This is a genomic window from Helicobacter equorum, assembly GCF_900198655.1.
Classification (GTDB): Bacteria; Campylobacterota; Campylobacteria; order Campylobacterales; family Helicobacteraceae; genus Helicobacter_F; species Helicobacter_F equorum.
On record NZ_FZPO01000015.1, the window covers coordinates 20,325 to 38,483 of the forward strand.

General features: G+C 37.8%; 19 protein-coding genes. 13 read left to right on the forward strand and 6 right to left on the reverse strand.

Going from position 1 to position 18,159, the window contains the following annotated elements; all coding sequences use genetic code 11:
- Positions 1-62: 62 nt before the first annotated feature.
- The 13 genes from C6H22_RS03575 (at position 63) to C6H22_RS03635 (ending at position 13,703) form a co-directional block, all read left to right on the forward strand.
- Entirely contained in the window at positions 63-362 is a 300-nt protein-coding gene (locus tag C6H22_RS03575) for a c-type cytochrome (protein ID WP_104693971.1), read from the forward strand.
- A gap of 47 nt (positions 363-409) precedes the next feature.
- Positions 410-1,450, forward strand: a complete 1,041-nt coding sequence (locus C6H22_RS03580; protein WP_104693972.1) for an alanine racemase — start codon at positions 410-412, stop codon at positions 1,448-1,450.
- A complete protein-coding gene (serB, locus tag C6H22_RS03585) occupies positions 1,450-2,088 on the forward strand; it encodes a phosphoserine phosphatase SerB (RefSeq protein WP_104693973.1) in 639 nt (212 codons plus the stop codon). Before C6H22_RS03580 ends, serB begins: the two co-directional genes overlap by 1 nt.
- A gap of 59 nt (positions 2,089-2,147) precedes the next feature.
- On the forward strand, positions 2,148-2,915 hold the full coding sequence (gene fliR / locus C6H22_RS03590) for a flagellar biosynthetic protein FliR (RefSeq protein ID WP_104693974.1): 768 nt from the start codon (positions 2,148-2,150) through the stop codon (positions 2,913-2,915).
- A 95-nt stretch (positions 2,916-3,010) separates the two neighbouring features.
- On the forward strand, positions 3,011-3,235 hold the full coding sequence (locus tag C6H22_RS03595) for a DNA-directed RNA polymerase subunit omega (protein WP_104693975.1): 225 nt from the start codon (positions 3,011-3,013) through the stop codon (positions 3,233-3,235).
- Between the two features lie 20 nt (positions 3,236-3,255).
- Positions 3,256-5,403, forward strand: a complete 2,148-nt coding sequence (locus C6H22_RS03600) for a RelA/SpoT family protein (RefSeq protein ID WP_104693976.1) — start codon at positions 3,256-3,258, stop codon at positions 5,401-5,403.
- A 24-nt stretch (positions 5,404-5,427) separates the two neighbouring features.
- Positions 5,428-6,669 carry a tyrosine--tRNA ligase gene (gene tyrS, locus C6H22_RS03605; protein WP_104693977.1) on the forward strand — a complete coding sequence of 414 codons (1,242 nt, stop codon included), beginning with the start codon at positions 5,428-5,430 and terminating at the stop codon, positions 6,667-6,669.
- Positions 6,670-6,681: 12 nt separating this feature from the next.
- Positions 6,682-7,770: a nitronate monooxygenase gene (locus C6H22_RS03610; RefSeq protein WP_104693978.1), complete on the forward strand. Its 1,089-nt coding sequence runs from the start codon at positions 6,682-6,684 to the stop codon at positions 7,768-7,770.
- Positions 7,770-8,855 (forward strand): N-acetylmuramoyl-L-alanine amidase family protein, encoded by a 1,086-nt coding sequence (locus C6H22_RS03615; protein ID WP_104693979.1) that lies wholly within the window; start codon positions 7,770-7,772, stop codon positions 8,853-8,855. Before C6H22_RS03610 ends, C6H22_RS03615 begins: the two co-directional genes overlap by 1 nt.
- 12 nt (positions 8,856-8,867) lie before the next feature.
- On the forward strand, positions 8,868-9,725 hold the full coding sequence (locus C6H22_RS03620; RefSeq protein WP_104693980.1) for a hypothetical protein: 858 nt from the start codon (positions 8,868-8,870) through the stop codon (positions 9,723-9,725).
- A 61-nt stretch (positions 9,726-9,786) separates the two neighbouring features.
- A complete protein-coding gene (locus C6H22_RS03625) occupies positions 9,787-10,821 on the forward strand; it encodes a tetratricopeptide repeat protein (protein ID WP_104694056.1) in 1,035 nt (344 codons plus the stop codon).
- A 73-nt stretch (positions 10,822-10,894) separates the two neighbouring features.
- A complete protein-coding gene (locus tag C6H22_RS03630) occupies positions 10,895-12,682 on the forward strand; it encodes a Na/Pi cotransporter family protein (RefSeq protein WP_233707014.1) in 1,788 nt (595 codons plus the stop codon).
- Positions 12,683-12,725: 43 nt separating this feature from the next.
- On the forward strand, positions 12,726-13,703 hold the full coding sequence (locus C6H22_RS03635; protein ID WP_267892023.1) for a YeiH family protein: 978 nt from the start codon (positions 12,726-12,728) through the stop codon (positions 13,701-13,703).
- Here the strand turns inward: C6H22_RS03635 and C6H22_RS03640 are convergent.
- The 6 genes from C6H22_RS03640 to atpG are packed head-to-tail and all read right to left on the reverse strand — an operon-like array spanning position 13,700 to position 18,151.
- Complete coding sequence (locus C6H22_RS03640; protein ID WP_104693981.1) at positions 13,700-14,404, reverse strand: TonB C-terminal domain-containing protein; 705 nt, start codon at positions 14,402-14,404, stop codon at positions 13,700-13,702. The two genes, C6H22_RS03635 and C6H22_RS03640, sit on opposite strands and share 4 nt — an antisense overlap.
- The gene (locus C6H22_RS03645) at positions 14,405-14,806 is read right to left on the reverse strand and encodes an ExbD/TolR family protein (RefSeq protein WP_104693982.1); all 402 of its coding nucleotides are present in this window, start codon (positions 14,804-14,806) and stop codon (positions 14,405-14,407) included.
- The gene (locus C6H22_RS03650) at positions 14,803-15,375 is read right to left on the reverse strand and encodes a MotA/TolQ/ExbB proton channel family protein (RefSeq protein WP_104693983.1); all 573 of its coding nucleotides are present in this window, start codon (positions 15,373-15,375) and stop codon (positions 14,803-14,805) included. Before C6H22_RS03650 ends, C6H22_RS03645 begins: the two co-directional genes overlap by 4 nt.
- A 49-nt stretch (positions 15,376-15,424) precedes the next feature.
- Positions 15,425-15,817 carry an ATP synthase F1 subunit epsilon gene (gene atpC / locus C6H22_RS03655; RefSeq protein ID WP_104693984.1) on the reverse strand — a complete coding sequence of 131 codons (393 nt, stop codon included), beginning with the start codon at positions 15,815-15,817 and terminating at the stop codon, positions 15,425-15,427.
- 9 nt (positions 15,818-15,826) lie between these two features.
- A complete protein-coding gene (gene atpD, locus C6H22_RS03660; protein ID WP_104693985.1) occupies positions 15,827-17,230 on the reverse strand; it encodes a F0F1 ATP synthase subunit beta in 1,404 nt (467 codons plus the stop codon).
- Between the two features lie 18 nt (positions 17,231-17,248).
- Positions 17,249-18,151, reverse strand: coding sequence for an ATP synthase F1 subunit gamma (gene atpG, locus C6H22_RS03665; RefSeq protein WP_104693986.1), 903 nt, complete (start codon positions 18,149-18,151; stop codon positions 17,249-17,251).
- Between the last annotated feature and the right edge of the window lie 8 nt (positions 18,152-18,159).

An 18,159-nucleotide genomic window follows, 5' to 3' on the forward strand; every position in this document is an offset into this window, starting at 1 on the left:
GCTTATATAAGTCCTAATTTAGGTAGAATTCTAAGGTTATTTCATCAAAAAGGGAGACGAAAATGAAAAAGTTAGTATTGCTTATTGCAGCAGGTTGTGTAAGTATGGCATTGGCGACTGAAGCACCAGCTATTTTCAAAAAATGTGTAAGTTGCCATGGAGCTGATGGTAAGAAAACAAGCTTTGGCAATGATGCTATTGCTGGATTGGATAAAGCTAGAATCATCGAGGATTTGAAAGGTTACAGAGCTAAGACACTTAATCGTCATGGTAAAGCAAACCTTATGAATCCAAATGCAGCTAATCTTACAGATGATCAAATCGAAGAGCTTGCAACTTATATTTCTAGTTTGCCAAAATAATTCTTTGAGCCGGGGGATTTCCTCTGCTCTGTGCATAGATTTCTTACATGTCAGAAATTCTTTTAGATTCTCAAGCTTTTTTTCATAATCTTACATATATTTCAGAATATCTTCATACGCATTCTACATCCACAAAATTAGCCCTGGTTCTTAAAGACAATGCCTATGGACATGGGTTGAGAGAGATTGCGAGCCTAGCTAGAGAATTTGGTGTGCAAGATGTTTTTGTGAAGACATATGATGAGGCACAGATCGTGCGAGAGTTTTTTGGCTCTATTACGATTTTATATGGTGAACCAAAGGAGGTGTTAGCGCCTAATATGGCGATTGCAATCAATAATAAAGAGATCTTGCATTCGTTGGCATACGGAAGCAAGGTTGAATTAAAAGTCAATACTGGAATGAATCGTAACGGAATCGATCCTAGCACATTAGAGGAATACATCACATTAATCACTCAAAATGGCTTACAACTTTTTGGCGTATTCACGCATAATGGGTATGGTGATGATTTAGATGATGACTTTGAGATAGGGTGTGAAAATTTTGAAAATATTAAAACCGCAGTGTTGCACATTTGTAAGAAGCTTGGCATAGAGAAACCACGCTTTCATGGGCTTAATTCTTCTGGCACCTTGCGATCAAATACTATCACAGATGATTTAGTGCGTGTGGGGATTGGCGCATATGGATATCTTCAATCAGAGGCCACACCCCAAGTTGCTTGTGCGCTTAAACCTGTAGCATCCTTATGGGCAGATAGAATCTCATCTAAAATGTTGCCAAAAGGTGCAAAAATAGGCTATGGTGGTAAAAGTGTGCTACAAAAAGAGAGTATAGTAAGTACATATGATGTTGGATATGGTGATGGATTTCCTCGCGTAAATGAACACACAGATCTGTATACCGCCTGTGGGAAGAGGATCTTGGCGCGCACTTCCATGGATTGTTTTTCGTGTGTGAGTGATGCACCTAGAATCTGTGTTTTTGATAATGTAATGCCCATAGCAAAGGCATTTAATACGATTAGCTATGAAGTGCTTACACATCTCTCGCCATTTATTAAACGCACAATAGTGAGGAAATAATGAAATTAGCGGTTTTTGATTTTGATTCAACTTTGATGGATGGTGAAACGATAGATTTTTTGGCAAGAGAATGTGGCGTGGAAGCACAAGTTGCAGCTATCACGCATAGAGCTATGAATGGAGAATTAGATTTTTATGAAAGTCTTAAAAATCGTGTGCGTTTGCTTGCTGGATTGGCTGAATCTAGGGCGCGAGAAATTTGTGAGAATTTGCCACTTATGTTAGGTGCACAAGAGATTATACAATTTTTGCAAAGCCATGGTTATAAAGTGGTGTGTTTTAGTGGCGGTTTTAGTTTTGCCACAAGACATTTTGTAAGAATTTTGGGACTTGATGGCGAGTTTAGTAATATCTTGCATACAAAGGCTGGTGTTTTAAGTGGTGAAGTTGGTGGCGAGATGATGTTTGGAGATTCTAAGGGCGTTATGTTGGCAAGGTTACAGCATTTGCTTGGCGTGAGTGTGCAAGATACGCTTTGTGTGGGTGATGGAGCAAATGATATAAGTATGTTTGCCTATGCGGATACGCGTGTGGCATTTTGTGCTAAGGAAGTATTACAACAAGCAGCAAATATCGTTATCGAGCAAAAGGATTTGCGTGCTATCATTCCTCTCTTAGAACAAGCATATAAGGTGTAGATTCTAATTTTAGTTATAGAATCTATGATGCATATGCCAAAACCCTAAGGATTGCAAAAATGGAGATTGTCCCATATTTGACAAACGATACACATGTAATTACATTTTTGCTTCTACTCTTGCGTTTTAGCGGTGTGTTTGCGTTTTTCCCTTTTTTTGATAATCAAATGATTTCTCCAAGTATTCGTGGGGCGATGATATTTTTTATGGCTGTCTTGTTTTATCCTCTTGCACATTATGAGTTGGGGCAGATTTCTGTTATTGTATTAATAGTCGCAGGACTTTTTGAGTTGATGTTGGGATTTTTGGCTGGGATTATGTTACAAATTGTGTTTGCAATGATTAGCTTTAGTGGAGAGCTTATGAGCTTTTCTATGGGGCTTACTATGGCAAGCGCTTATGATCCTATCAGTGGTTCACAGCGTCCTATTGTAGGGCAACTACTAAGTGTTTTGGCTCTACTTATTGCATTAAATCTTGATTTTCATCATGTAATTTTGCAACTTGTTGCTCATAGTTTAGATTCTGTGCCTCTTGGGAGCTTTATTTTTGGCGATAATAGTGTAGGTTATTATGTGAAGGCATTGAGTAATTTTTTTGTAGTTGGTTTTTCTATGGCATTTCCAATTTTAGCCATTATTTTGTTTTCAGATATTATTTTTGGAATGATTATGAAAACCCATCCACAATTTAATCTTTTAGCAGTCGGCTTTCCGATTAAAATTGCTATCGCATTTGTTGTGCTTATTGTCGTGTTGCCTTCTATATATGTGCATTTTAAGCGCGAGATTGAAGAAGCATTGTTTGCCATAGGAAAGATGTTTTAATAAAAACTTTAGAGGTATCTTAGGGTAAAACTTTAAGAGATTCTTAGTATTTTTATAGTACAATCCCACCTTCATTTTTACACAAGGAATCATCAATGAGAACCGAAGAAATTGCTGCTAAGGCATTAGAGAAACTTGATAATGATCGTTATGTTCTTTCAAATTTGCTTTTTGCGCGTATCAAGGAGCTTGGAGCAGGGGCTACACCGCTTGTAGATATGAAAGTTTCTAAACATAAACTTGCTGATATTGCAATGCGTGAGATAGCTGAAGGCAAGGTTGTGTTTGAGAGTATCGAGCAGGTTCCTACAAATAGATAACTTTTTATAAGGCAGATATTGTGAGTTTTTTTTCTCGTATAGGAGAGATTGATACCATAGAATCTGCCACGCAAACACTACAAGAATTTACAAATATTACTCCAACGATTCAAAAAGCTATTGGCTGTGCCACACATTACCATCAAGGACAATTTAGAAAAAGTGGCATTCCTTATATTATTCATCCTATGTGTGTGGCGTGCATTGTGGCATTTTATGGTGGTGATGAGACAATGGTATGCGCTGCGTTATTGCATGACGCAGTCGAAGATACACAATGTAGCCTTGAATTCGTGCAGGCAGAATTTGGCTGGGATGTGGCGCATTTAGTCGATGCTTTGACAAAAATTGTGGAGATTCGCAAAGAGGAATTTGGTGGAAGCTATGATAAAAAACTTGTTGCTTCCGCACTTTCTTTCCGTAAAATGCTCTTAATTTCTATCCAAGATATACGCGCGTTTGTCATAAAAATTTGCGATAGAATGCACAATATGCTAACCCTTGATGCTTTGCCTCATGACAAACAAGTGCGTATCGCTGAAGAGACGCTTGTCGTGTATGCACCTATTGCACATAGACTTGGGATTTCTTCACTCAAATCAGAACTTGAGGATCGCTGTTTTTATTATCTTTTTCCTAAAGAATATGAGCAGATTGACACATATATTAAAACACACTATCAATCTATTAGTCTTAAGCTTAACTCATTTACAGATTCTGTGCGCACACTTTTGCAACGCAATGGTTTTGGCGATGGTGATTTTGAGATAGAATATCGTATCAAGCGATATTATTCAATTTATCTCAAAATGCAACGCAAAGGTGTGGCTATCGATGAAATTTTGGATTTATTGGCGGTGCGTATTCTTGTAAAGACTCCATTGGAATGCTATAAGGCGTTGGGGATTTTACACCTTAGTCTAAAGCCTGTTGTCTCCAGACTTAAGGATTATATTGCAATCCCAAAAGAAAATGGCTATCAAACAATTCATACGACTATTTTTGATAAATCTAGTATTTTTGAGGTGCAAATTCGCACTTTTGATATGCATAAAACGGCGCAATATGGTATCGCTGCGCATTGGAAATATAAAAGTGGTGGGCGCGAACCTAGCTTAAGTTGGGTGCAAAATCTCCAGCATCAAGAGAGTTCTATCGAGGAGTTTTATGAGCTTGTCAAGAATGATTTGTATCGTGAAGATCTTGTGGTATTTTCACCTGCGGGGGATACCTATAGTCTGCCTGTTGGTGCATTGGTGTTGGATTTTGCGTATGCTATTCATACAGATGTCGGTAATCGCGCTGTAGGCGCATATGTCAATCACCAAAAAGTTTCGCTTTTGCAACCCCTTAAAAATAGCGATATTGTGCGTATCATAGTCGCAAATGATGATGAGGTGATAAAACCGCGTTGTAGCTGGATAGATGCGCTTAAAACATCAAAAGCAAAAAGTCAGCTCAAGCTTCAATGCCACGCGCGTCTTAAAGAGGTCGATAAGAGGGCGGCGATAAATATTTTGGCAACAATGTTTGAGCGCACCCCAAAGGCTATTGAGGAATTCTTGCATCAACAGAATCTAGATTCTGAAGTATATAAGGTTATGCGCGATAGAGGCTTTTTTAAAAATATCAAAAATCACGCTAGAGATTTTTATCAAAAACGCAGGGTATTTTTTGGTCTTTTTAAAAGCAACCGCTTCAAAGTGCGCCAAATCAAGCTTGATAACATTGTGGCATTTAGCAATTTTGCCATTAGTGAGGCGATTTTTGATTATTGTTGTCATCCAAAATATGGTGATGGAATCTTGGCGATTAAAAATGGCACGAAGCTTTATATTCATCACAAACTTTGTAGTCGTATAGAATCTGATATGGCAGATGGTGTAGATATGGTGTTTGTGCAATGGCTAGAAAGTCAAAAGTACAATTACAAAATTCTTGTAGCACTTGAGGATAAAAAAGGCGCTATTGCAAGATTTTTGACAACTTTAGCAAAATATCAATGTCGCGTAATTCGAGTGAATTACGATAGAATGAATAATGAATTTGCAAGTTTGTGTGAGGTGTATATACAAAGTATCGATAATGACATCAAGCCACTCAAAAATGCTATAGAGCAGCAACATAAAATTATCGAGTTTAGTGCGCTAAAAGATGCATATTCATGAGATTAATATTTAGGAGATAGAGGCATGGAGAATTTTGAACGACGATTAGATTCTTCACAATTAGAAAACTTACATAAGGCAATGCGTGAAATTGAGCGAGGGATTGTAGAATTTATTGGTGCAGACTATATTCGATCGCTTATTGCGAGATTTTTCCTCACAGGAGAGAGATTTATTGTAAAAGCGGGTTTTGATCCTACTGCACCAGATTTGCATTTGGGGCACACTGTGCTTATCCAAAAACTTGCTACATTTCAGCGTTATGGTGGTTTGGTGAAGTTTCTTATTGGAGATTTTACGGCAACAATTGGTGATCCAACGGGCAAAAGCGAAACAAGAAAACCACTTAGCACAGAGCAAGTAGAACAAAATGCACTCACATATAAAGAACAAGTTTTTAAGATCTTGGATCCCAAATATACACAAGTATGTTTTAATTCTCAATGGATTAGTAAGCTTGGTGTAGAGGGACTTATTGCCCTTAGCTCGAAATTTTCTGTAGCAAGAATGTTGGAGCGCGATGATTTTGCTAAGCGATATAAAAATAATCAGCCCATTTCTATGGTGGAATTTCTCTATCCACTCTTGCAGGGTTATGATTCTGTAGCATTAGAATGTGATATAGAACTCGGAGGGAATGATCAAAAGTTTAATTTGCTTGTGGGACGAAGTTTGCAGAGAGCATATGGACTTAATAAAGAGCAAAGTGTGCTGACTGTGCCACTTTTAGAGGGCTTAGATGGTGTGAATAAAATGAGTAAATCTCTAGGCAATTATATAGGTGTCACACAAGATTCAAACACTATGTATGCTAAGATTCTCAGCATTTCTGATACCTTAATGTGGCGATATTATGAGTTGCTTTCTGCTAAAAGCCTTGAAGAGATAGCTACACTTAAAGCGCAGGTAGAAGATGGCACACTTCATCCAAAGACTGCAAAAGAGATTCTTGCGCTAGAAATTACAGAGTGTTATCATACAAAAGAACTCGCATATAGCGCAAAAGAAGAATTTGATAATGTGTTTGCCAAAGATGAGATTCCAAGTGATATAGAAACATTTAGTTTTGAATCTGGAGAGTGGATTTGCAAAATTGCACTAGATTGTGGACTTTCTCCCTCTACATCACAAGCAAGGCGTGATATTAAGGCAGGTGCGCTAAAATTAAATAAGCAAAAAATAAGCGATGAAAATTTAAAATTAGATAAGGGCGAGTTTATCTTACAAATTGGCAAGAGGCGTTTTGCTAAAATACTCATCAAATAACTAAGGACTACAATGCAGTTAAAACCTATCAAAATTGGAAAACACATCATCAAGTATCCTATATTCCAAGGTGGTATGGGCGTGGGTATAAGTTGGGATAAACTAGCCGGTAGCGTCTCAAAAGAGGGTGCATTAGGTATCGTAAGCGCTGTAGGCACTGGGTATTATAAACAAATGCACTTTACACAAAAGCTTGTGAATCTTAAACCATTTGAAGCAATTAATTTTTACTCCAAACAAGCACTCCAAGAGATCATTAGAAATGCTCGAAAGCTTTGTGGAGATAATCCACTTGGGGTAAATATTTTGTATGCGATTAATGAATATGGTCGTGTAGTGCGTGATGCATGTGAGGCTGGAGCAAATATTATCGTTACAGGTGCGGGATTACCTACAAATATGCCTGAGTTTACCAAAAACTTCTCTGATGTGGCACTTGTGCCTATTGTATCATCAGCTAAGGCATTGCGTATTATTTGTAAGCGTTGGAAAGATCGTTATGCAAAGATTCCTGATGCAGTGATTGTAGAAGGTCCTTTGAGTGGCGGACATCAAGGCTTTAGCTATGAAGATTGTTTTAAGCCAGAGTGTCAGTTAGAGGCTATTCTTCCAAAAATTGTGGATGAAGCAAAACAATGGGGGGATATTCCAGTCATCGCTGCAGGTGGCGTATGGGATAGAAAAGACATTGATACGATGATAAGCCTTGGTGCAAGTGGCGTGCAAATGGGCACGAGGTTTTTGGGCTCTTTGGAGTGTGATGCGCAAGCATATAGAGACATTATGCCAAAGATTACTAAGGATGACATTGTGCTTATTAAATCCCCTGTGGGTTATCCTGCTAGGGCGATTAAAATGGGTGTTTTGGAGCGGCTAGAAGAAGGAAATGCACCTAAGATTCGTTGTGTGAGTAATTGTGTTTCACCATGCCATAGAGGACAAGAAGCTAAAAAAGTGGGATATTGTATTGCAGATTCATTAGGGGCAGGTCATTTGGGCGATCGTGTAAATGGCTTATATTTTACCGGCGCTAATGGATACAAAATTGAAAAGATTCAGAGTGTGAAAGAAATTATCACAGAGCTTGTTAGTGATGTGTGATGCAAAAACTCCTGTGTATTGTAGTATTTCTAAGCACATTTCTTAGCGCTCAAACTTATAAGATTCTGGGGCTTGTGCCATTTGGTGATTATAATCTTAAGATTATTTTTGATCAGGATATTAGTGCTCTTAAGTTTGATGAAAAAAAACTCCAAGATGGGCGCATATTTGTGGATTTGGAATCTGTCCTTGTAGTACCAAAAAAGAGTTTTATCTTTAAAGATAATTCTATGATTAATGTCGCACAAAACACTCCTAGTGTTGTGCGCATTGTTATAAAACCTACAAGAACCTACACTATTGCTAAAGAAGCTCAAAATCTCTATATTCGTATGAGCAAATCTTTGTCACAAATACATACTACAACGACTACAATCTCCCCTGCCTCTGTTGCTCCCTCATCTTTTGTTGCTAAGAAAAAAATCGTCATAGATCCTGGACATGGGGGCAAGGATTGTGGAGCTATGGGTGTGGCTAAGGTATGCGAAAAGGTCATCGTGCTAGAAGTGGCAAAATACCTTCAAGCTGAGCTTAAAAAACGCGGATATATCACACATATGACCCGCGAGAGCGATCGATTTATTGATCTTATTGATCGCACAAAGTTTGCTAATGATAAAGGCGCGGATTTGTTTATTTCTATACACGCTAATTCTATCCCTGTAGGCAAAAAATCCCCAAGTGGCATAGAGACATATTTTTTATCAACAAATCGTAGCCAAAAAGCTCTCAAGGTTGCTGAAGCCGAAAATATAGGGGATATAGCAACAATGAATTATTTTTCCAAACAAACCTTTTTGCATACGATTAATAATCATCGTCTTATTGCCTCTAGTAAACTTGCGATAGATATTCAAGCTGGAATGGTAGATTCTGTGCGGACAAAATATAAAAATATCGTTGATGGTGGTGTCAGAGATGGTCCATTTTGGGTTTTGGCTGGAGCACTTATGCCATCTGTGCTTATTGAAATAGGATATGTCTCACATGCAAATGAGGGCAGACTTTTGATAAATAAAGAATATCAAAAGCTTTTGGCTCTTGGCATTGCTGATGGTATCGAAGATTATTTAGAGAAAAACTAAAAAGGAGAGGCTTTGAGAATTAGTAATAATCTTTTGGGTGCTATCATTTCTTGTGTGTTTTTTGCATTATTTTCTTGGATCGCGATACTTCTTATAAGTTCTAGATTCTTTGATACATTTTCATATATCTTTTTTGTTTTTATCCGTGATCAAGGCTTATTTTCATTTTTGACAAATACGATCTTGTTTTGTGGTGCACTCATAGCCTTGGGATTTTTAATCGTCGCAAGTTGGTATAAAAAGCTCGATGTATGGCTTTATGCCTTTGCGCTTGGTATGTGTGTGGTATGTGTGTATATCGTAGCTTTTTGTGCAAGTATAGAGATGAAGCCTCACGAACTTACTGATTTATTGCTCATAGAATCTAGCATTGATCATCGCAGTATGATAGAAAGCCTTTGGGATTATAAGTTGCGTATTATGCTAAGCCTTGTTGTGTATGTATTTTTTATCTTTATGCCTCTTATTTTTGGTATTTTGCACCTTGTACCAAATACCAAAACTTATACAGGTTGGCTACTTGATATTACGCAACCTTCATTCAATACTATAGTGATTGCTCTGTTTGCTTGCGCCTTTCAACCGTTTTATTTTAAACAAAATGCCTATGATTATATTGATTTGGCGTTATTTGTGGCAGGTATCACACTTTTCTTTGTTGTATTGGTGCGTCAAAAACATACACTAAACTTTTATGGATATAGTAATCTTGCTATTTTAATTTTTGGTGTAGTGCTTGTAGCTCTTTGCTCAAATATTCTTGCAAGCTCTGATCAATATTTTTCTGTGCGTTATACGTTGTATGCTTTTGTATTTATTGTGTGGTGCGTAGAATGTATGTATAATTACATAACTTATGATGAAGATTAACCTCACTAAATTTGGTATTTTTTTTGCTTTTTATGTGGGATATTGTGTAAAGGAGTGGGCTATGAAAAAAATGATTATATGCATTATGTGTGTTTTTGGTATTGCGTATGCAGAGCCAGAAAACTCTACAGATGCAACTATCAAGCAGGAATCTTCCATTTCTAACAATGTAGCCCAAAATACAGATCTTATCAACACAGATTCTCAAAACACTGCAAGTATGCCCTATGATGATTTTGTTGCCACGATGCAAAATGCTAATGCGTCATTAAACTCTGCTATGGCATTTGCAAAAATGGGAGATTATGGCAAGGCTTTGGAGCTTTTTACACAGGCTTGTAGGGGTGGAAATGCTGCTGGATGTTTTGGGAGTGGGCTTATTTATATGTATGGTATGACTACAGGAGTGCCCGAACCAGATACAGCTGTGAAGTTTTATGTTCAAGCATGTGCTGGTGGCGATAATGTAGCTTGTGCGAATCTCGCTCTTGCCTATGATAATGGCGAAGGAGTGAAGCAAGATAAGGCACAGGCTCATGAATTGTATGTAATTGCTTGTGCGGGTGGAGATGGATTGGCTTGCACAAATTTGGGTTGGATGTATGCTAATGGTGTAGGGACTAACAAAGATTACGCTAAAGCTATGGAAGCATATCGCGCAGCGTGCACTTTTGGAAATGATCTGGGTTGTTATAATCTTGGTTTGATGACAAATACGTATAATGTGTATGGTATGACAAAAGATGCGATGGGTATCGTTGAGATGAATTATGTGGCGTGTGAGCAGGGAGATATCGTAGCGTGTGGAAATCTAGGCTATCTGTATGCTACAGGTCAAGAAGGTGCGACACAAAACTATTTTTACGCAGCTAAATATTTTACCACGGCGTGTGATGGTGGGCATATGCAAAGTTGTAATAATCTTGGAGTTTTGTATGATGGTGGTTTTGGTGTAAAGCAAAATAAAGCAAGAGCCATAGAGCTTTTTGGGCTTGCGTGTGAGTATGGGATACAAGGTGCTTGCACGAATTATTCACTTATGCTTGAGAAGGGCGGACTTAATAATGGAGGCATGAATAGTCTTTTTGGCATGTAATAAAAAATCCCTAAGAGATTCTATGAAACATGGTGATTTTTGGGGTATTTTGGTATCAAGATAAGGATAAGATGTGTTACGTTTTTATACAATTATTAGGCATTATTCTCTCACAATTGCCATACTTGGTGTTATTTATGGCTTAGCTGTTAATGAGCAGTTGGGCAAACTTTGTGCAGGTGTCGCGATTTTGCTTTTTGGTATGCTTTTTTTAAGCGATGGTTTTAAGGTATTTTCTGGAGGTGTTTTGGAAAAAACCTTAACAAATTCAACCAAAACATCATTACGGAGTATCATTTTTGGCACGATTGTAACAACACTTATGCAGAGTTCTAGTCTTGTCTCTGTGCTTTCTATATCATTTGTGAGCGCAGCACTTATTAGTTTAGTGCAAGGTATTGGTGTGATCTTTGGAGCGAATCTAGGCAATACTACAGGTTCGTGGTTGATTGCTGGGGCTTCTTCCATTAATATTTCTTCTTTGGCATTACCGCTTATTGTAGGTGGATTATTGTTTAATTTTCAAAAATCTAGTTCCTACAAAGGTGTAGGTAAAATCCTTGCTGGGCTCGGATTTTTCTTTCTTGGAGTCTTTTATATCAAGTTAGGTTTTGAGGGATTTAAAGATGTGGTGAATTTCTCTCAATATAAACTTGAGGGGTATAGAGCCATTGTAGGTTTTATTTTCATTGGCGCATTAATAACGGCAGTTATCCAAAGCTCACATGCTACACTTGCTATCATTATTACTGCCTATACACAATCTCAAATTGGCTATACAGATGCACTTGCTGCTACACTTGGTACGAGCGTGGGTGGTGTGGTAACCGCGCTTGTGGCTTCTTTTAGCACCAATATCAATGGCAAGAGATTGGCGGTAGCAAACTGCATATTTAACTTTGTTACAGTGTTGATTGTAGTAGTCTTTTTTTCTTATTTTGTGCAGATTAATAATGCTATTTCAGATATTATTGGGTTGGAGACAGATTCTATTTTGCGTCTTGCAGTGTGGCACACACTTTTTAATTTCTTTGGGGTGGTGTTATTTATTATGTTTATTCCTCGCATTGCAGAATTTCTTACTACTTTGATTAAGGGACATGGCACGCAAGATACTACACCGCTTTTTATTAGTGATGCTTTATTGCCCTATAAAGACACAGCCATTTATGCATTAGAAAATGAGGTAAAACACCTCTATGATAATGCTTTTGCTATTATTGCGCACACCACAGGATTTTCACGCACCGATATCCGATCCGATATACCTATTAAAGAATTGCTTACAAAGCGTGAATGGTTTAGGCGTGAGTTTGATGTATCAGAATTTTATAACACACAGATAAAATCACTTTTTAATGCCATTATGGACTTTTCTACCAAGCTTCAAACATTTGTGCAAGATCCAGAATATATTAAACGCATTGTGGCGTTACAAATTGCTTCACGCAAGATAGCTGAGGCAACAAAAAATATTAGTTTTTTGCAGAAAAATATGCGTAAAAATGCCCTGGGTTCAAATATAGCCCTACAAGAAGTATATGATGAAATACGATTGGATTTAGCAAATCTCTTGCGTTTTATTGATTATATTAAGCATGCTCCCAAAGAAAAATTAAGTGATGTCAAAATAACACTAAAGCAACAAAAAAAGTTTTTTAAACGACAAGATAAGGAAGCATTTGTTGTGGTCCAGTCTCTTATTTATCAGAAATCCATTAACACCGCAGAGGGGACATCATTACTCAATGATTTGGCATTTAGTCATAGTGTAGCAAAAGAACTTATTGTGGCAGCAAATTATATTTATGGATTAAGCACAATTAGGACTATTAAAAAAATGCAACACTCTTTGCATTAATTTTTAACAAAGGATTTATATACGACGGACATTTTATAATCTTATTAATGGTTTTGTGTTGACATTGCTTATTTCTTTGAGTAGTATGTATGTCGCTTCGTGTGAATTTATGGTGCATTATCATATTTCACCTTTGATTATTGGCGTGCTTTTGGGTATCCTCGCCTCATCTTTGTATCATCATTCCAAAAGCTCTTGTGACACAGGTGTAGTTTTTAGTGCCAAAAAGCTTTTACGCTTAGGGATTATCTTGTATGGATTCCGTGTGAGTTTTGATGGTATTATGAGTGTGGGATTATCGGGAATGCTTATTGGTTTAAGTGTTGTGGTTGGAATCTTGGTAATTGGGACATTCATTGGTGTCAAGGTATTTAAGCTTGATAGGGAGCTTGCACTTCTTGTGAGTGGAGGTAGTGCGATATGTGGTGCTGCTGCTGTCCTTGCTCTAGAATCTAGTATAAAGTCTCAACCCTATAAGGGCATTATCGCAGTAGGAAGTGTGGTAGTTTTTGGGCTTATTTTTATGTTTTTGTATCCTATTGTGTATGCGATTTCTACACTTGGACTTAGTGAGATTCAGTGGGGTGTATATGTTGGTGCGACATTGCATGAAGTAGCAAATGTTGTAGGTGCAGGGAGTGGAATCTCACCTGAGGCTGAAAAAATCGCTGTGATTATAAAGATGATACGCGTTCTTTTGCTCATACCTGTGCTTCTTGTATTGCCATTGTTATTTTCTACTACGCCAAGTGGATCAAAACGCAAATTAGATATTCCGTGGTTTGTCTTTGGCTTTTTAGGGGTAGTCACTATCAATTCTCTTTTTGTATTGCCACAATGGCTTGTTACTAGTGGTGAGTTAAGTTCTACATTTTTACTTGTAATGGCAATGAGCGCACTTGGCTTACAAATTGACTTTAAGAAATTTGTAGATTCTGGGGATAAGGCATTTGGTTTAGCCTTTGTATTGGCGATATTATTGATAGTTGGCGGTTATGCTTTGGTGTATTTTTGTGTTTAGCGAGTTTTGCTTTTTAGGCTTCCAAAGCTTACACTAAAACTTTTTGATTGCTTTGGGGGAGGGAATGGATAAGTTTCTAACTCCCTAAGTGTAGCATCGAGTGCTTCATCAAATGCGCTATCAAGGGTATAGCGTTTGACCATGTAGTGCATTTTGCCTTGTTCACTAATTTCAAAGACCACAATACCCTCTAAGTCTAGTGTAAGGAAGCGTGAGCGTTTATCCCAATGCGCAAGTAAAATTTTGCTAATATTTGCAAACCATTCATCGTATTTGCCATCATCTTGTTGTGTGCTTTCATTTTGGATGGTAATCGTAGTGTTAAGATCGTGGAGTCGTTGTTGTAAATCCTTGCTTTGTCGTGCAAGCTCGTTGAATTTTTTTGCATTTTGGGCGTGTTTTTCTCGGTCATCAGCTATTTCTTGTGATTTTGCAAAAGAGTTGGCATCAATTTGTGTAAACATATCTTTTATCCCACTGCCTTCAAGTGGATTGGTAGTAGGAATTTTGGTTTCTTGTTTTGGCGTGAGATCAAGATATGCTTGTATATCAATGGTTTGGATTGTAATTGCAGATTCTTGAAGTGTTGTGTATTTGGTTGGTTGTGTATTAAAAGCTCCTACAAAAGATAGGAGCAGTAAGGCATATAGGCAAAATGCAATTATCCCACTTGCCACAAACATTATGATATTAAAACGCATTTAGGCACCTGTGATGAGCGAAACCTTTAGAAATCCAGATTCTTTGAGGGATTTTAGAACATAGATAACATCATCATAAAGCAAAGATTTATCAGCGCGTATAAAAACAGGGATATTTTTGTCAAAATGTGCACTTTTTAACACAAAATTTTCTCCAAACGTTGCAAGATCATAGACATCATCGCGAATATACACTTTTCTATCTACACTTACGCGTATTTCTAGGATAGAATCTTGAGTAAGTTTTTTGCTTTTTGATCCGCGAGGCAGGGTAATATCTTCTTGATAGGTAATGGTTGGTATGCCTATCATTAAGATAGCTAAAAGGACAAGCATCACATCAACAAGTGGCGTGATATTAAGCTCCGGTTTATCCTCGAGATCGAGCTCTTCTTCTCTCATAGATTACTTCTTTGGGAGCTTAGTATGAGATTGATTTGCATTTGGATACAAACCCCTATGTTATAGGATTTGCGTTTTAGGAGGAGATAAAATGAATACGCTGGAATAGCTGTCAAAATTCCACAAGCAGTAGCTACTAATGCTTTGGAAATTACGGGTGCTATGATATCAAAAGATACATTGCCCCCACCTAGGTGTGAAAAGGCTTCAAGAATCTCTACCACAGTGCCAAAAAGCCCTATAAAAGGTGCAGTAGATGAGACAATACTTAAAAACACGAGTCCTCTTGTTGCTTTTTGCAAAGCCTTAGTTTTCCAAACCTGCAAGAGATCTGAATCTACAGCATTGCGACTAAGTAACAAATCATTTAAAATGGCATTTTTTGGGAGACTAACAGGGCTTGCGGAAAGAAGTGCAACATTATGTTTTTCTCTAGAAAACCAATCACCAAGGGTAAGCGTCTTATAAAGATAGATCCAAAGTGTTATCAGGAAATAAAAGCTAAGCCACCCAAACACTACAATCGTAACTGGATGACTTTGTGCGACAAAGACTAAAAAGGTATTCATGTAAGTTCCACAAACTTGTTAGGTTTAATGCTAAAGAGCATTGATAAGTCTAAAATTTTGTGCGTGCAGCAGTCTCTATGCGAGAAACAACAGAAGAAATCGCAACGCGATCATCACTCGCTTCTTCTAGGAGTTTTCTAGCATTATCAATAGCTGTGGCTACTTGATCTTCATCGCTACCATTGATAGATACAGCACCATCAGCTATTATATCAACTTTATGTGGTGAGACTTCGGCGTATCCCCAATTGATAGCTATGAGTTCCGAATCTCCATTAGATTTACAGATCTCGATAACACCAGTTTTAAGTGATGAAAGCAAGCTACAATGTCCCGGATATACTCCAAATTCTCCTTCACTACCAGGCATTACGACAGATTCTACAGATCCATCGTATATTTTGCCATAAGGGGTTACAATACTTAGCATTAAAGTTTCCATAAAGCCTCCTTATGCACTTGCCTTGAGTTTTTCTGCCTTTTCTAGCGCTTCTTGGATATTACCTACCATATAGAAAGCATTTTCTGGAATATGATCATACTTCCCTGACAAAATACCTTTAAAGCCCTCTAGTGTTTCTTCTAGCGTTACATATTTACCAGGACTTCCTGTAAATATTTCGGCAACGAAAAATGGTTGAGAGAGGAATTTTTCAATTTTTCTTGCTCTATCCACTGTTTGTTTATCTTCTTCAGAAAGTTCATCCATTCCCAAAATTGCAATAATATCTTGTAAGTCTTTGTATTTTTGTAAAATTTGTTGGACACCTGTCGCAATTTTATAGTGTGTTTCTCCCACTACCTGTGGATCAAGGATTCTAGAAGTTGAATCTAGTGGATCAACAGCTGGATAAATACCTTTTTCTGTAAGCTTCCTGTTAAGTACTGTGGTAGCGTCAAGGTGCGCAAATACAGAGGCAGGAGCTGGATCTGTTAAGTCATCAGCTGGCACATATACTGCCTGCACAGAGGTAATAGAACCCTTTTTGGTTGATGTAATGCGTTCTTGAAGTTTACCCATTTCACTCGCAAGCGTTGGTTGATAACCCACTGCTGATGGAATACGTCCTAAGAGCGCAGACATTTCAGCACCAGATTGTGCATATCTGAAGATATTATCAATAAACATAAGCACATCCAAGCCTTTTTCATCTCTAAAGTATTCAGCCATAGTAAGTCCAGTAAACGCAATTCTGTTTCTTGCCCCAGGTGGTTCGTTCATTTGTCCATAGCATAATGCCACTTTGTCTAGTACTCCACCTTCTTGCATTTCGTTATAGAGGTCATTTCCTTCTCTTGTTCTTTCTCCAACACCGGCAAATACAGAATAACCGCTATGTTTATAGGCGACATTGTGGATAAGCTCCATAATAACCACGGTTTTGCCCACACCAGCACCACCAAATAATCCTACTTTACCACCTTTAGAATAGGGTGCAAGTAAATCCACAACTTTTATACCTGTTTCAAACATTTCAGTTTTAGTGCTTTGGTTATCAAAAGTTGGAGCATCTCTGTGGATAGGCCATCTAAGATCTGTATTGAGTGGTTCCCCACCGTCTATCACATCACCTGTTACATTAAAGATTCTACCCAAGACAGCTTCGCCCACTGGCACCTCAATCATCTTACCACGAGCTTTAACACTCCCACCCCTTACTAAGCCTTCTGTCATATCCATAGCAATTGTACGAACACGATTATCACCCAAATGGCCTACTACTTCTAGCACAAGCTTATTTTTTTTACCTTCCACATTGAACTCTACATCTACGGCTTCATTGATGAATGGTAAATACGAATCAAATTCTATATCAACAACTGGTCCCATAATCTGTATAATCTTACCTTGCATATTCTCTCCTCTTTAAGTTTATTTCATTGCCTCAACGCCGGCATTAATTTCAACAAGCTCGGTTGTAATAGATTCCTGACGTGCTTTGTTGTAAGCAATACTAAGGCTCTTTACCAAATCACCTGCATTGCTTGTAGCCGCATCCATAGCCTGCACCCTTGCGCTATGCTCTGCTGCCAAAGAATCTATAAGCGCGTAATACATATTGTATTCCACATATTTTTGTGCGAGTTGATCAAGTAGTATATCTTCAGTTTCTTCAGATTCTATACTCATTACATCATACTCTTCAAGGGCTTTTTGTGTGTCTATATTGATTGTCAATGGAAGCAAAGCCTGTGTCTGTAACACTTGTGAAATCATGTTCTTAAATCCATTATGGACAATGATGATTTCATCGGTTAGACCATCAAAAAAGTCCTTTACAACATTTTGGATAAACTGCGCAGCCCCCTCATATGTTGGCATAGCACTTAATCCTACAACTTTATCAAGCACCTCGACATCATTAAAGGTAAAAAATGAAATTCCTTTTTTGCCAATGCCACGTAAACGCACCTTGATATTTTGTTCTTTATAGTGCTTCATAAGGCGCATAACTTCTTTGATTGTTGCTTGATTGAAACCACCGCACAAGCCTTTATCGGCAGTAATAAAAACAATATCAACTTTTTTAATTTCTCTTGGCTTAGAACCTAAGAAATATTTACTATTGATATTTTCTATACCTTTGATAAGAATCTTGCGAACAATTTCATCAAACATCTCATTAAGTTTTTGTGCGTATGTCCTAGAACGTCTCGCCAACTCTTCTGTTTTTTTGAGCTTAGAAGTTGAAACAAGTTTCATAGCACGCGTCGTTTTTTGCGTGTTTTTGACGCTTGTAATCTTACGTCTAATGTCTTTAAGATTGCCGCCCATTAACCACT

What these genes read in the sequence shown, in the direction of transcription:
- C6H22_RS03575 (WP_104693971.1), top strand. Translation starts at nt 63, where the DNA reads ATGAAAAAGTTAGTATTGCTTATTGCAGCAGGTTGTGTAAGTATGGCA.
- C6H22_RS03580 (WP_104693972.1), top strand. Translation starts at nt 410, where the DNA reads ATGTCAGAAATTCTTTTAGATTCTCAAGCTTTTTTTCATAATCTTACA.
- serB (WP_104693973.1), top strand. Translation starts at nt 1,450, where the DNA reads ATGAAATTAGCGGTTTTTGATTTTGATTCAACTTTGATGGATGGTGAA.
- fliR (WP_104693974.1), top strand. Translation starts at nt 2,148, where the DNA reads ATGGAGATTGTCCCATATTTGACAAACGATACACATGTAATTACATTT.
- C6H22_RS03595 (WP_104693975.1), top strand. Translation starts at nt 3,011, where the DNA reads ATGAGAACCGAAGAAATTGCTGCTAAGGCATTAGAGAAACTTGATAAT.
- tyrS (WP_104693977.1), top strand. Translation starts at nt 5,428, where the DNA reads ATGGAGAATTTTGAACGACGATTAGATTCTTCACAATTAGAAAACTTA.
- C6H22_RS03610 (WP_104693978.1), top strand. Translation starts at nt 6,682, where the DNA reads ATGCAGTTAAAACCTATCAAAATTGGAAAACACATCATCAAGTATCCT.
- C6H22_RS03615 (WP_104693979.1), top strand. Translation starts at nt 7,770, where the DNA reads ATGCAAAAACTCCTGTGTATTGTAGTATTTCTAAGCACATTTCTTAGC.
- C6H22_RS03625 (WP_104694056.1), top strand. Translation starts at nt 9,787, where the DNA reads ATGAAAAAAATGATTATATGCATTATGTGTGTTTTTGGTATTGCGTAT.
- C6H22_RS03640 (WP_104693981.1), bottom strand. Translation starts at nt 14,404, where the DNA reads ATGCGTTTTAATATCATAATGTTTGTGGCAAGTGGGATAATTGCATTT.
- C6H22_RS03645 (WP_104693982.1), bottom strand. Translation starts at nt 14,806, where the DNA reads ATGAGAGAAGAAGAGCTCGATCTCGAGGATAAACCGGAGCTTAATATC.
- C6H22_RS03650 (WP_104693983.1), bottom strand. Translation starts at nt 15,375, where the DNA reads ATGAATACCTTTTTAGTCTTTGTCGCACAAAGTCATCCAGTTACGATT.
- atpC (WP_104693984.1), bottom strand. Translation starts at nt 15,817, where the DNA reads ATGGAAACTTTAATGCTAAGTATTGTAACCCCTTATGGCAAAATATAC.
- atpD (WP_104693985.1), bottom strand. Translation starts at nt 17,230, where the DNA reads ATGCAAGGTAAGATTATACAGATTATGGGACCAGTTGTTGATATAGAA.
- atpG (WP_104693986.1), bottom strand. Translation starts at nt 18,151, where the DNA reads ATGGGCGGCAATCTTAAAGACATTAGACGTAAGATTACAAGCGTCAAA.